The 12,989-nt window shown below is 52.0% G+C and carries 8 protein-coding genes; 5 read left to right on the top strand and 3 right to left on the bottom strand.

The features are described from left to right. Positions 1-11 precede the first annotated feature (11 nt). Together AC04MQ_RS11920 and AC04MQ_RS11915 are read left to right on the top strand one after the other, a co-directional pair. Positions 12-554, top strand: coding sequence for an SRPBCC family protein (locus AC04MQ_RS11920; RefSeq protein WP_475392157.1), 543 nt, complete (start codon positions 12-14; stop codon positions 552-554). 172 nt (positions 555-726) lie between these two features. Then, positions 727-2,013 (top strand): beta-sandwich domain-containing protein, encoded by a 1,287-nt coding sequence (locus AC04MQ_RS11915; RefSeq protein ID WP_475392156.1) that lies wholly within the window; start codon positions 727-729, stop codon positions 2,011-2,013. A gap of 43 nt (positions 2,014-2,056) precedes the next feature. Here AC04MQ_RS11915 and AC04MQ_RS11910 read toward each other — a convergent pair whose 3' ends face one another. Together AC04MQ_RS11910 and AC04MQ_RS11905 are read right to left on the bottom strand one after the other, a co-directional pair. After that, positions 2,057-3,109: a P1 family peptidase gene (locus AC04MQ_RS11910; RefSeq protein WP_475392155.1), complete on the bottom strand. Its 1,053-nt coding sequence runs from the start codon at positions 3,107-3,109 to the stop codon at positions 2,057-2,059. 76 nt (positions 3,110-3,185) lie between these two features. After that, on the bottom strand, positions 3,186-4,214 hold the full coding sequence (locus tag AC04MQ_RS11905) for a hypothetical protein (protein ID WP_475392154.1): 1,029 nt from the start codon (positions 4,212-4,214) through the stop codon (positions 3,186-3,188). Positions 4,215-4,450: 236 nt separating this feature from the next. On the opposite strand from AC04MQ_RS11905, the gene AC04MQ_RS11900 reads away from it, so the two are divergent. From AC04MQ_RS11900 to AC04MQ_RS11890, 3 genes are all read left to right on the top strand, one after another. After that, the gene (locus AC04MQ_RS11900; RefSeq protein WP_015090509.1) at positions 4,451-5,677 is read left to right on the top strand and encodes a DEAD/DEAH box helicase; all 1,227 of its coding nucleotides are present in this window, start codon (positions 4,451-4,453) and stop codon (positions 5,675-5,677) included. A 99-nt stretch (positions 5,678-5,776) separates the two neighbouring features. Continuing rightward, a complete protein-coding gene (locus AC04MQ_RS11895; RefSeq protein WP_475392153.1) occupies positions 5,777-7,456 on the top strand; it encodes a glutamine--tRNA ligase/YqeY domain fusion protein in 1,680 nt (559 codons plus the stop codon). A gap of 63 nt (positions 7,457-7,519) precedes the next feature. Next, positions 7,520-8,794 (top strand): M24 family metallopeptidase, encoded by a 1,275-nt coding sequence (locus tag AC04MQ_RS11890; protein WP_475392152.1) that lies wholly within the window; start codon positions 7,520-7,522, stop codon positions 8,792-8,794. 2 nt (positions 8,795-8,796) lie between these two features. Here the strand turns inward: AC04MQ_RS11890 and AC04MQ_RS11885 are convergent, their stop codons facing one another. Continuing rightward, complete coding sequence (locus AC04MQ_RS11885; RefSeq protein ID WP_475392151.1) at positions 8,797-12,930, bottom strand: tail fiber domain-containing protein; 4,134 nt, start codon at positions 12,928-12,930, stop codon at positions 8,797-8,799. Positions 12,931-12,989 lie beyond the last annotated feature (59 nt).

Raw genomic sequence — 12,989 nt, 5'->3', positions numbered from 1 at the left:
AAGGAGTCAGCATGGAACTTTCCAAAGGCGGCAGCCAACAATCTGCCAAACACAAAGGTTCAACCGCGCACTCGAAACTGCTGGTGATTGATCGCCAATATAATGTGTCCCTGGAAAAACTGTTTGCTGCGTTTAGCAGCCCCCAGGCGTTGAAAGAATGGTGGTGGCCGGATGGTATTTACACGGATCATGTTGATTGGGAATTCCGCAATGGGGGAAAATACTTTATCAACATGAAAGGGTACGAACAGGGCGGCAGCGGAATGGCCGGGCAGATTGAAGAGGTCGTAAAAAACGAACGCATCGTCATGACTGATCAATTTGCCAATGAAAAAGGTCAGCCGATTTCCGCCAAAGAAGCCAACATGCCCGGACAGTGGCCTGAGAAAGGTTATATTACTTTCGAATTTTATTCCGAGGGTGATGAACGCAGCGGATTTAAACTTTCTCAGGAAGGTGTCCCCAACGAGCTGCAGGCCGACTGCATTCAGGGCTGGTCCCAATCTTTTGACAAGCTTCAGAAGTATCTCGAAGGCGGATCCGCCAAGCATTAATGTGTCTTTTAATTTCCAACTCGCAACACACTGTCACTCGCCGTGAAGTGTGTTTGCGTCACATGCATTTAAGCAGCTGTCTTTTTTATTAGTCGTGATTTCGCGTTCCTCGATTCAGAATCTCAATTCGGGCTAAAGTCATAATTCAAAACCACGAGAGAAAGGAATCTCAATGGAACGTTATTGGTCACAACGAATAGTTGCTTCGGTTCTGGCGCTGCAGTTTGCGGCCGTTGCGCATGCGGAAGTCCAGTTCCCGGCATACACCAGCGGTGCGGATCTGTTTAATGAAACTCAGAACAAACCTCCGTTTGAAGGCATAGGCCGCATTGGGGATGTAACCCGTCAGACGGGTGGCAGTTTATACAGACTTGATCTGGTAAAAGCTCTGCCGCTGACAAGTTTGAAGGCGAAGCCAAGCGCCGGAAAAGTAAAAATCATTGCGGTGACTTTGGTGACCGACAAAGGGGATCGCATCCCGGTGAAGGCGTATAACAATGTTATTATTGCCAGCACGGATCAGCCGCTGGCATCAGAGCTTTTGAACAATCCGGCACCGATCTCTGTTATCGAGGTGCAGGCCGAAGCCATGGGCGGCAAAGCGGGTCTGGATATCAATGCTGTTTCCAACAGCGAGATTCCAAAATTGAATCTGCGTGTTGACGAAGTGGCCTGCAAAAAGAACATTGATGCGACTTTGAAAGAGCATCTGGAAGTGGTGCAGGTCTGGGCCGGTCGTGCGGAAGTCAGTGCGCCAGGCTCCATCCAGGAAAAATACGCCACGAAAGAGTTCAACCGTTATGTGAGCGAATTCATCTCGGTTCTGAAAGCGGACAAAACAGCGTTTGCTTCCACTGAGTACACCGTGACACTGCTGAACTTCTTCGCGGAACGCCACAATACAGCCCGTGCAGAAAGTCCTGCTGATGTGGCTTACAAGAACATGGCGATGGAAACATTCAATTCATTCCTGCTGGCTTTGCAAAGCGATCAGTCCTGCTACAACATTGGCAGTGACGGCCTGATCCGAATTGCAACGGACTTCCAGAAGCGTCTGGAAGGCAACAAACCTGACAGCCGCGCAAGAAGACTGTATGAGGTGTTTGTTCTTGGTGTCGGCAAGCTGATTCCAACTCAGTACCGCAAAGAGCTGGCGGCAAAAAGCCTGAGCTTCCGTAACGCGGATGCCGAAGGCCACAAGTACTATAAACTGGTTACAACCAGCAAGCCGGATAATTTCCTGAAAGGAACTCATCAGGACATGAGCGCTTCGGCTTATGCCGTGGCAGAGCAGGCGCTGGTGCGTGAGGTGAAAACCATGACCAGCGATCAGCGTTATGAGCTGATCGTAGAGTATCAGGCAAAATACAACGATGCTGCCAACTATCCTTCAGAGATCATGATGAAATATCTCGTCATTCTTTCTGAAAGCGGTACTTTGTTCCGTATCTATCGCTAGATTGCAGAATGAAAAAGGCCCGTCGTCGTGACGGGCCTTTTTTTTATTTCTTCTTCAAATATTTTCCGTGAACTTCCTTATAGGCGGGCAGGGCGCCCAGGGCCGAGGCCTCATAGACCCCGCGTGCCACCGCGCGAGCCAGAACGTCGGCTGCGACTAAACCAATACGATTCACGAGATCTGCACGGTTTTCGATATCCTGCCCCCAGGCTCCTGTAGCCACGGCAAACACCGTGTCGCCATCAAACGGCGTGTGCACCGGGCGAATGGATCTTGCATAGCCATCCTGGGCCATGATCGCAATGCGCTGAGCTTCGGCTTTTGTCAGGCGGGCGTTCGTCGCAACAACGCCGATGGTGGTGTTTTCTCCGGCTCTAGGGATCAAGCTGTCCAGAGGTGATCCTGTCCAGGCTTCCTGGGCAGAATTGAAATCAATCGCGGAAGTCGGGATCGGTTGTCCACCCATTTCATTGTTTTGTTCAAATGGCCATGCCCAGAAAGCGGATTGCCCGGGCATGATCGGACTGCCCACGCAGTTGACCGCAACTAAAGCGCCGATCTGCAAGCCGTCTCCAGAAATTGAGGACGCCGTGCCCAGTCCGCCTTTCAAGGGGCCTGCCTTGGCGCCAAAACCGGCTCCGGCATTTCCCAGTTTGAAATCCAAAGAGGCATTGTTCAAGGCCGTGCGCCCCAGTTCCCAGTAAGGGGATTTGTCACCCCAGTTTTTATCGCCACCATTCAGAAGGTCAAACAAAACCGCGCTGGGAACAATCGGTGCGCGCGCAGGACCAATCGGAAAACCAATTCCCCGTGAAGCCAGAATGTCCGTCACCGCGGACGAGGCCCCCAGTCCAAACACCGAGCCACCACTTAAGACGATCGCATCGATGCGATCGACCAGGCAGCTGGGACTCAAAGCATCGGTGTCGCGAGTGCCAGGAGCACCCCCGCGAACATCCACTCCGGCGACGGCGCCATTGTCCAGCAGCATCACAGAGACCCCGGTCCAGACTTTGGAATCTTCGGCCTGACCGACACGGATCGAGTCAATGTCCGTGATGCTGTTGCGCGGACCCGGTTTAAAATTGAATTTCATAGAGTGCTCCTTGGTTGAAACTAAAATCCTAGGGTAAATAACAATTTGTTAGCTGTGAAGTCCGGCAGCAGTGCGTTTATTTCATCATCTCCCATACACATGGACCGTAGGTGGGCAGGCGAGGCACGTTGATATTAAGGCTGGAAGTGTCTTCAGTGTTCCCCACTTTGTCAGTAGTGTGAAAAACCACAGAAGACAGGGGGCGGTTCTGGCTGGGTGTGAATTCGCCGATGAGGTTGTTTCCGTTGCTGGTCAATGAAAAGGGTGATGTTAGGCCTTGAAGCTGGCTGTTCTGCAGTTTCAGGATGAATCCACCCACGACAGCGCCGTGATTTTCTTCAGAACGATTGCGGTCCACCTGCACGTCGACCAGTTTCATGAATGATGAAGAGTGAATACTTCCCTGAAGTACACCCTCGTTGTCATTGACTGAAACACGATTCAGATCCAGGCATCCAGTGGCGCTCCAAATAGCAGCGCCGTCACCGCTATTGTGTTCGAATACGGTATCAGTGGCTTTTACAGAGGTGCCCCACTGGAATAGGGCCGTGCCAGAACCAGCGGCAGTGTTGTTGTGGAAGGTGACATGATTCAGAGTCAGCACGCTATAGCGAGGAGCTGCAGGTCCTGTGGCTTCAATAGCTCCACCGTGAGTCGAGGATTTATTTTCATAGAAGTCTGCATTGGTGATGCCGATTCTGGAACCCTCACTTAGAATATTGATGGCTCCGCCAGCAGGGTAGTCTGTCAGGGTGGCTTTGGTGGAAAATCCGTGAGTGAAGTTGATATTTGAAATATTCACGTTCAAGTTGGATCCGTGGATCATGAAGATGCGGCTTTTGTTTTGAGCATCCACAACGGGGCGGGACACTTTGTTCGTCCCTTGCAGGCTCAGACTTTTATGAATAACGATTTCGTCGTCATCCAAAGTCAGCAGCGTCACATTTTCATCGATTTCGATGGTGTCGCCGGATTGGGCTTCAGAAATCACGGATCGCAAAGATCCCGGGACCGAGTCCTTGCCGGTGGTGACGTGAAGAACATTCGCCATTGCCGCGGTGTTGGACATCAGGATCATCAGGGTCAGAAGGGTGGATTTTTTCATTGTTCACTCCAGTTTGATTGTTATGCCTGAATGTAAAAGCATCAGCCGTGCCGAGGGAAAGCGGAGCCCTAGGGGCATTTATTTCGAGCTGAGCCGGTCTTTGCCGGAATTTCGGCAGGCCCGCTTGCCGGAGAGTCGGTGGCTGCCGAAGGCCCGGCAGGGTGAGTTCCGCCATTCTGGTGTCCTTTTCGGGGGAATTAAGCTATATTGGGCCGTCGATTTATCCCGGAGTTCCCATGAATACCTTTGCTGATTTTGAGCTGCTACCTTCTCTTTTGAAAACCCTAAAGACCCTGAAAATTTCCAAACCCACGGACATTCAAAAGCAGGCCATTCCGTTGATCATGAGTCATCAGGCGGTGGTCGGAGTTTCTGAAACGGGCAGTGGTAAAACTTTGGCGTACGTGTTGCCGATTTTGAATTATCTAAAATCTTTGGAAGACGCCGGCGACCCGGTGAAAGAGGAAAACGCACCTCGTGCTGTGGTCATGGTGCCTTCCCGCGAATTGGGCGAGCAGGTAGCAAAAGTGTTTAAATCCATGACCCATGATACACGACTGCGTGTTCGTCCGGCCTTGGGTGGTATGAGTCTGGAACAGGCCCGTCGCAACACCTCCGGAGCTTTTGAAGTTCTGCTGGCAACGCCGGGTCGTTTGGTGCAGATGCTGAACAAGGATCTGATCAGTTTGCGGGATGTGCGTTTCCTGGTTTTTGATGAAGCCGATCAAATGCTGGATCAGGGATTCCTGCCTGACACCAATCGTATTGTGGACTGCTGCCCCGAGGACGTGAATCTGGCGCTGTTTTCCGCGACAGTTTCAAAAACTGTGGAAAAGCTGATGAATGATTTGTTCGCGAAAGCCGAAGTCATTCGCAGCAAGAACAGCGGTAAAGTGGTGTCCACTTTGAAAACCAAAAATCTGACAGTGGAAGACGGCAAACGCTGGCCGTTGTTTGAAAAAGTTCTGGCGCAGAAAGTGGACGGGGGCACCATCGTTTTTGCCAACACCCGTGAACAATGTGACAAGATCGCCAAGGAATTGACGGACAAGGGTCATGCTTGCGTGGTCTATCGCGGGGAAATGGACAAAAATGAGCGTCGCACAAATCTGAAGAAGTTCCGTGACGGTCAGGTCAGTCTGCTTGTGGCCACCGATCTGGCGGGGCGGGGTTTGGATGTGTCCAATGTCGCCCGTGTGATCAACTATCATCTGCCGAAAGAGATGGAAAACTATCTGCACCGGGCCGGTCGTACTGCACGGGCTGGTCGTCCGGGGTTGGTGGTGAATCTGGTCACGGAACGTGATGGTCGTCTGATTGCGGCTTTGGAAGGCAATAAGCCTCCGTCATTAGAGAAAAAGACCGATCATTTGGGCAAACCGCGGGTTGGTTCCACAACTCGTTTTAAAGATGCCAAAGGTAAGTCCGGATACGCGAAATCCATGGGACAAAAGAAGCGCTAACTTGCGCATAGCAGCAGGGGGTCTTTCGGGCTTTTTCAGAGCCAGTTAAGACCCTCCCAGACTTGACAGAAATCAGGGCGAGGAGTGTACTGGTACACTATGAGCAAGCCCAATAAAACACCTGTAGACGCACCCAATTTCCTGAAGCAAATCATCGAAAAAGACCTTGAGACTGGCAAAGTCAAAGGCGAAGTGGTTACACGCTTCCCGCCAGAACCGAACGGATACCTGCACTTGGGTCACGCCAAGTCGATCTGTTTGAATTTTGGTCTGGCTCAGGAATATCAGGGTCGCTGTCATCTGCGTTTTGACGACACCAATCCAGAAACTGAAGAAACCGAATACGTTGAATCCATCCAGGAAGACGTCAAGTGGCTGGGCTATGACTGGGGTGTTCATCTTTACTACGCGTCTGATTACTTTGAACAGATTTATCAGTGGGCTGAGCAGCTGATCAAAGACGGTAAGGCGTATGTTGATTCCCAGAGTGAAGAAGAAGTGCGCAAGAACCGTGGCGATTTCACAACTCCGGGCAAGGATTCTCCTCATCGCAGTCGTTCTGTCGAAGAAAACCTGGATTTGTTCCGTCGCATGCGTGCCGGTGAATTCGAGGAAGGTCAGCACATTCTGCGTGCGAAAATCGACATGCAGTCTCCGAATATGAACATGCGTGACCCGTTGTTGTACCGTATCCGTAAGGCGCATCACCACCGCACGGGTGACAAGTGGTGCATCTATCCGATGTACGACTATGCTCATCCATTGTCTGATGCGATGGAGCACATCACTCATTCCATCTGTACTTTGGAATTCCAGGATCATCGTCCGTTCTATGACTGGTGTGTTCAGAACGTGCCGGTTCCTGCAGAGCCTCATCAGTATGAGTTCGCGCGCATGAACATGACCTATCTGGTGATGAGCAAGCGCAAACTTTTGCAATTGGTCAGAGAAAAACTGGTTTCTGGCTGGGATGATCCGCGCATGCCGACTATTTCCGGTGTTCGCCGTCGTGGTTACACTCCGGAATCCATCCGTCGTTTTGCAAAACGCATCGGTGTGGCGAAATCTGAAAGCATCATCGAATACGACATTCTGGAAAGCTGTGTGCGTGAGCACCTGGATGAAACAGCTCATCGTGCGATGGCGGTTTTGGATCCGATCAAAGTTGTGATCGAAAATCTGCCGGAGGGTCACAAAGAGCTGATTGAAACTTCTGTGCATCCGAAAAACACGGAACTGGGGAACCGCTCTTTGCCGTTCACCAAAGAAGTGTACATTGATGCGGCGGACTTCATGGAAAATCCGCCGGATGATTACTTCCGTTTGTCTCCGGGCAAGGAAGTTCGTCTGCGTAATGCTTATGTGATCAAATGCAAGGAAGTCATCAAAGATAACTCCGGCAAAGTGGTTGAACTGCGTTGTGAGTACGATCCAGTAACTTTGGGTGGCAAGCCGACAGCGGATGGTCGCAAAGTGAAAGGTATCGTTCACTGGGTTTCTGCAACGGATTGTGTGGATGCGGAAGTGCGTGTGTACGAGCGTCTGTTCAAAGTGGCAGATCCGGAAAATGTGCCAGATGGTCAGGACTTTAAAGTGAACCTGAATGCAAACTCTTTGAAAGTGATCAAGAACGCGAAACTGGAAAAAGGTTTGCAGGATGCAAAACTTGAAAACCGCTACCAGTTTGAACGTGTGGGTTACTTCTGCCTGGACAGCAAGGATTCCAAGCCAGGGGCGCTGGTGTTCAACCGGGTTGTTGAGCTGGCATCCAGTCACTAAGAAATTGAAAATTCAAACGATGAAGGCAGCCCCCGGGCTGCCTTTGTTTTATAGGTGGTCGCTATGTTGTTTGCTGAAAATGTATATAAAACCCGTCAGGGTAAAGTGGCTGAAGCGTGGAAAAGCCTGCTGGGCCCGCAGGATCTGGTTCTGGTTCACAGTGGTGAAGCGGTACAGAAGCCAGGCGGTTTGGATCAGACTTATGATTTCCTGCCTCATCCTTCCTATTTCTGGCTGACCGGACATCGTCGTGACGAAGGTGTCATGGCTTATTCTGTTTCAGAGGGATGGATTGAGCATCAACGTCCGCTCAGCCCCGTGGACATCGTCTGGGAGGGTGCGGAAGGAAATTTTGAATGCGAACACACACTGGTGGATCTGCAAAAGAAACTGCAGGGCGGGGCTTACAAGCGCGTGTTTCATTTGGGCCAAACTTCTGAAAAAACTTTTACAGCTGAGACCTTTGAACTTTCCATCAAACTGGATCAGGTCCGCCGCTGCAAGGATGCTCAGGAAGTTCAGCTGATTCGCCAGATTGCTGTGATGGCCAATAAGGGCTATCAGGCTTTGCAAAATGCCCTAAGACCGGGAATCACCGAACGCGAACTGCAGCTGCATTATGAAAACGCCGTATTGATGGCAGGTGCTGACAAGATGCCTTATGGGTCGATCGTTGGTAGTGGTGAAAATGCGGCGATCCTGCATGCAGTTCCCAGCAAAAAGAAAGTCGAGGCAGGCGAATTGGTTCTGGTCGATGCGGGCGCTGACGTTGAAGATTATTGCGTTGATATCACCCGCGTGTACGCGGTGGATGGCAAATTCACAGAGCAGCAAAAAGACGTCTATGATCTGGTTCACGAAGCTTACAAGGCTTCGGTGGCCATGTGCCGTACGGGCATCCAGTGGCGTGATGTGCATATGAAATCTGCGCGTGTGATCGCGGAAGGTTTGCAGCAGTGGGGGATCTGGAAAAGCTCCGTGGATGCGGCTTTGGAATCGGGCGCGATTTCCGTGTTTTATCCGCACGGCGTGGGGCACTTGGTGGGTTTGAAAGTGCGTGACACTGGCAATCCGGAAAACGTAAATCCACAACGCTATTATGGCGCTCGTCTGCGTGTGGATCTGGAGTTAAAGGAAAACTATCTGATCACGGTGGAACCAGGTTGTTATTTCGCCCGCGCGTTTATCGAAGACAAAGAGATCCGCGAAAAATACAAGGACCACATCCAGTGGTCCGAGGCCGAAAAGTGGAAATCCTTTGGCGGGGTTCGTCTGGAAGATGACATTCTGATCACGCAAGGTGAGGCCGAGAGCCTCACCAATGTCGTGCCGAAATAGTTCTAGTGCCCCAGTTTTTCAAGCCGGCTTTCAATACGTTCCAAACGTTTTTTTAAGTCGGCATTTTCAGCTTTCACCGAAGCCAGCTCTCGGCTCTGTTTTTCCAGCAGGGTCTTTGTTTTTAGAGTGTCATCAAACCACAGACGGTACAGATCCTTGATCGCATTCACCACCGCCCAATGAATCGGGTCGACGTTCAGCTCAAGATAGCCGTCTTTACGCTGTTTCACGGCATCTGGAATGACCTTTTTTACTTCCTGGGCGATGAAGCCCGTTTTTTCAAAGTCAGAACCCAGACCCAGTGGATTGTCTTTTTTATAGCTGTAACGAACCGTGTGCAGCTTTAGAACTTCATTCAGGCCATATTCATAGTCGCCATGAATGTCTTTAAGACGAACATCTGAAGCATTCGTCCATGCCGTGCCCGTGGATAGACCTGCTGTGCCAACTACGTGCAGAGTATATCCCGGATTCGTGATCCCGAGGCCGACATTTCCATCTCTGAAGACAATATCTTTTGGCGATGTTGTTCCTTTGAAGATGAAGTGTCCACCTGACGGGGCGCCGATTGCGCTTAAATCTGCGGCAGTTGAATGTTTGAAGTACATCGCGGCCCCGGTTCCGAGGCCCCCAATGTCTTCAGCCCCCACAAAGCCGATCTGTGCTTGGGATGATCCATTGCCACCACCGATGGCGCTGAAGTCTCCGACGACTTTCATTTTAAGTACAGAGTGTTCTCCGTCTCGAGGTGAGCTACCCAAATCCACGACAAGTTTGCTGTCTGGAGTGGTGGTTCCAATGCCGACGCTACCACCGGCGGCCTGCATACCGATGTGGGCGTAAGTGCCGGCGTTATTTCCAGTTTGAAGCAGAATCGGACCAGCTACTCCTGCGCCAGTGGCGTTGCCCGCAGTCATGCTGATCGAACCCGCATTTCCACCTTGAGCTCCCGATCCCGATGAAACCGCAACGTTACCGCCAGTTCTCGCTGTTGCTGGGCTGGCACCATTGGTGGCCGAAATTGAAATGGTTCCGCCATTGCCGTCTGTAGGAACTCCGCCGTACATCAGAATATTTCCGCCGGCTCCACTGGTGCTACCGCCAGTTCCTCCGCGGATAAAGACATTGGTCCCGCCCACGGTAGGCCCTGCGGATCCACCATAAACCAAGCGTGGGATGGACGGAGCGTCACTACTGCTTTCGCATACGACGCAAGTTGCGCCATTACATTGCGAACCTGGTGACACATTTCCAAGCGGTTTCCAGTTTCCAGGGCAGGAGCCAGATCCTGAAACAAAGGCCACGCCTTCGGGGAAGCCCACGTCATAGGCTGGTGCCTGGCAGGCGACCATTGTGACGGTCAGGCCGCCCAGCGCTATGCCTCCGCCTGTAACAAACCCCAAACTCGTCCACGAAGCAGGGCAGGCCATCATTGGAATAATTGAATTGGCGGGAATCAAAGCCGGTGTCGTCGGGCTTTGACAAAGCTTTGCGCTGCCACTGCCTGCGGGGGCCTGAATAGTGGGACCAGTGGGGCCTGCTCCGATTTGCTCTGTCCAACCAGTAGGGCAAGATTGGAAAACCATTTGTGAATTTGCCGGAACCGGAAGTCCGCTTCCCACAGAAACCCAACTGCCTCCGACGCAAACCTGAGCCTTGCCTGTGGCGGAGTGATATTGGATTGTACCTGCACTTGCGGCATCACAGGAACCTGCGGCGATACGAATCGAGCCGTTGATGTCCATAGTGGCTTTCGGATTTGTGGTCCCGATACCGATCGCACCGCTATAATCGATTCTCATTTTTTCGGTAAGTGTGCCGCCAATTCCCGTGCGAATGATATAAGCTCCGCGCTCGTTACCTGCGGTCGCGGAACTCCAGACAGCGCCGGCATCAGCGGCTAATGTTGAAACTCCCGCATCGTTGGTTAAGTGGAACTGCTGAACAGCTCCGAACCCAGTATCAGCAGTGCCGCCACTGGCGGTGGCAAAAATACGAATCGGACCTGTTGAAATCGAGTTGTTGGTGCTGCCGGTGGTTCTGACATCAAAACCTGTCGGGCTGGTTGATGCCACTTCAAGCTTCACCCCGGGATTTGTTGCGCCGATACCGACGTTACCGTCGGGAAGGAGGGTCATTGCTGCTGTGTTGTTGGCTTTTAATGTCAGACTTTGATTGTCGTTGGTGCCGATGGACGCGGCCACACCAAAATTGTTGCCACCATTGGAGTAAAGACCTGTGGCACCTGTGATCGGAAGATCCGAAGAAGCGATCGTTCTGAATGTCGGAGTTGCTGAGCCGGTTGTCGGGCCCGCCAGGAAAGTATTGGCAGACTGCGCGGCAAAGTTGCTGCCCGAAATCGTGATGCTGGAACAAGCAAACGAATCAGATCCGGAAATCCACACTACCGCCTGGCCCGCCGTACAACTGCTGGAAGGCCATGGGCTGAGCGAGTTCACATTCAGTAAGTCAGTATAAACAAGTTTGTTCGCGGTCCAAGCCCCGGCATTCCAGCGCAAGGTCTGACCATTTACAGTTCCGTTAGTGATCGAAATCGCCGGAGTTGTAGACGCAGTTGCAACAGCCAGTGGGGCTGAAGCCGAAACAGTCGTCACCGTGCCCGCATTGGGAGTGATCCATTTTAATCCTGTAGCTTCGGCGTTGTCTGCTGCCAGAATCTGTCCATTGCTGCCGACACCCAAGCGGGTGGAGCCTGTGGCATCCCGGGCAATGATATCACCCTTGGTGGTTAAAGGACTTAAGGCGTTGAATCCCGCGGTTGCCGTGGTTTGGCCCGTTCCACCTTTGTTGACAGGAACCGCAGCCGAAAGATTTGCAGGATTGAGATTGGTCACAGCAGATCCATCGACATTCAGGGTGACAGCACCCGAGGTGCCACCACCGGTCAGGCCGGTGCCAGCGATGACGTTGGTGATAGTGCCAGAGTTGCTGGTGTCTGCGGCAGGAGTCCATTTGCCACCAACGAATTTCAGGACCTCGCCCGCCGTTGGCGCAGTTGCATCGACTTCGACACCTTTGATTTTATCCACCACGGTGGCACCTTGAGTGCCGCTGACATCACCGACCATCGCGCCGGTGAAGCCCGCCGCATTTCCGGTGATGTTGCCATTGATCTTGGCGCCTGCGATAGTGCCGGTGATCTGGCTTTCTGTGATCTGGATATTATAGCAATCAAACTTGTTGGCCGGGGTGACGAACACCAGGGATTGTCCCGCGGTACAACTGGTCGGGAACATGGTTGTATCGACTTTGTTTGTGAGCTGGGTTGAAAGGCCCGCAACATCCGTGATGGCCAATGAACTTGGCACCCAGGAACTGGTGCCATTGTATTTAAGGACTTGATTGGCTGTTGGCGCTGTCGCGTCCACCGCCACGCTTTGGATTTTTGTGGCATCGCCAAAGCGCGCATCATTTCCGGCAGCGACACTGCCAGCACCGGTGCCCACCGTGATGCTCAAGGCCGGGATGGAAGCCGTGCCACCCTTAACTAGGGGAGCCGACACATTGATGTCACTGATGGTGCCAGCACCGCCGGCATCATTTTGACACGCAAAGCTCGTCCCATTGTAAGTCAAATACTGCCCCACGGTGCAAGATGCCAGGTTGTCTTTTAAAACAAAGTCAGTCGGCAGACTGTCGCCAAGGCGGGCTGATGAATAAGAAAAAGAAGCAAAAGGCACAGAGCGGATTTCGGAAGGTGGAGTGATGGCTTTCCAACCGGACCCGTCATGGAATTGGACTTTTAAAATGCGTGTTTCATTTTCAGCTGGAGTGTACGTGCCCCCGGCCAAGCAGGGTAGAGCCACTGAGTTTTTGAAAGTATCCTGAATGCTTGCGGTGGGCCCCGTCGGGAAGCTGCGGGTTCCTGTTCCAATCGGCACGTCGAAGACACCGCCAGAGCCCTGCATGTTAATGCCATTGCGTTGTTCCTGATAGAATGTGCAGTTGCCGGACTGATTTGTGATTGAAAAGGCAAAGCTGACATTGTTGTATTCCAAAGCAGTTCCATCCACCTTCAGGATGCGTCCCTGATAAGTGAAAGAATCCGGAGCACCCCAGGACTTTGAGCCCGCGAAGACAGTAACGAACAATAGGCATATAGTTGATGGCTTCATGTTGATGAGATCGGGCTAACATGAAGCTTTCTTGATTCGCGAACGCCGATTAGTGCTCG

It is taken from the genome of Bdellovibrio sp. MYbb2 (assembly GCF_056175685.1).
This window is presented reverse-complemented; position numbering and strand designations above follow the sequence as displayed.

Excerpts from the sequence above, each read along its gene's own strand:
- AC04MQ_RS11915 (WP_475392156.1), top strand. The coding sequence starts at position 727 with ATGGAACGTTATTGGTCACAACGAATAGTTGCTTCGGTTCTGGCGCTG.
- AC04MQ_RS11920 (WP_475392157.1), top strand. The coding sequence starts at position 12 with ATGGAACTTTCCAAAGGCGGCAGCCAACAATCTGCCAAACACAAAGGT.
- AC04MQ_RS11895 (WP_475392153.1), top strand. The coding sequence starts at position 5,777 with ATGAGCAAGCCCAATAAAACACCTGTAGACGCACCCAATTTCCTGAAG.
- AC04MQ_RS11885 (WP_475392151.1), bottom strand. The coding sequence starts at position 12,930 with ATGAAGCCATCAACTATATGCCTATTGTTCGTTACTGTCTTCGCGGGC.
- AC04MQ_RS11905 (WP_475392154.1), bottom strand. The coding sequence starts at position 4,214 with ATGAAAAAATCCACCCTTCTGACCCTGATGATCCTGATGTCCAACACC.
- AC04MQ_RS11890 (WP_475392152.1), top strand. The coding sequence starts at position 7,520 with ATGTTGTTTGCTGAAAATGTATATAAAACCCGTCAGGGTAAAGTGGCT.
- AC04MQ_RS11900 (WP_015090509.1), top strand. The coding sequence starts at position 4,451 with ATGAATACCTTTGCTGATTTTGAGCTGCTACCTTCTCTTTTGAAAACC.
- AC04MQ_RS11910 (WP_475392155.1), bottom strand. The coding sequence starts at position 3,109 with ATGAAATTCAATTTTAAACCGGGTCCGCGCAACAGCATCACGGACATT.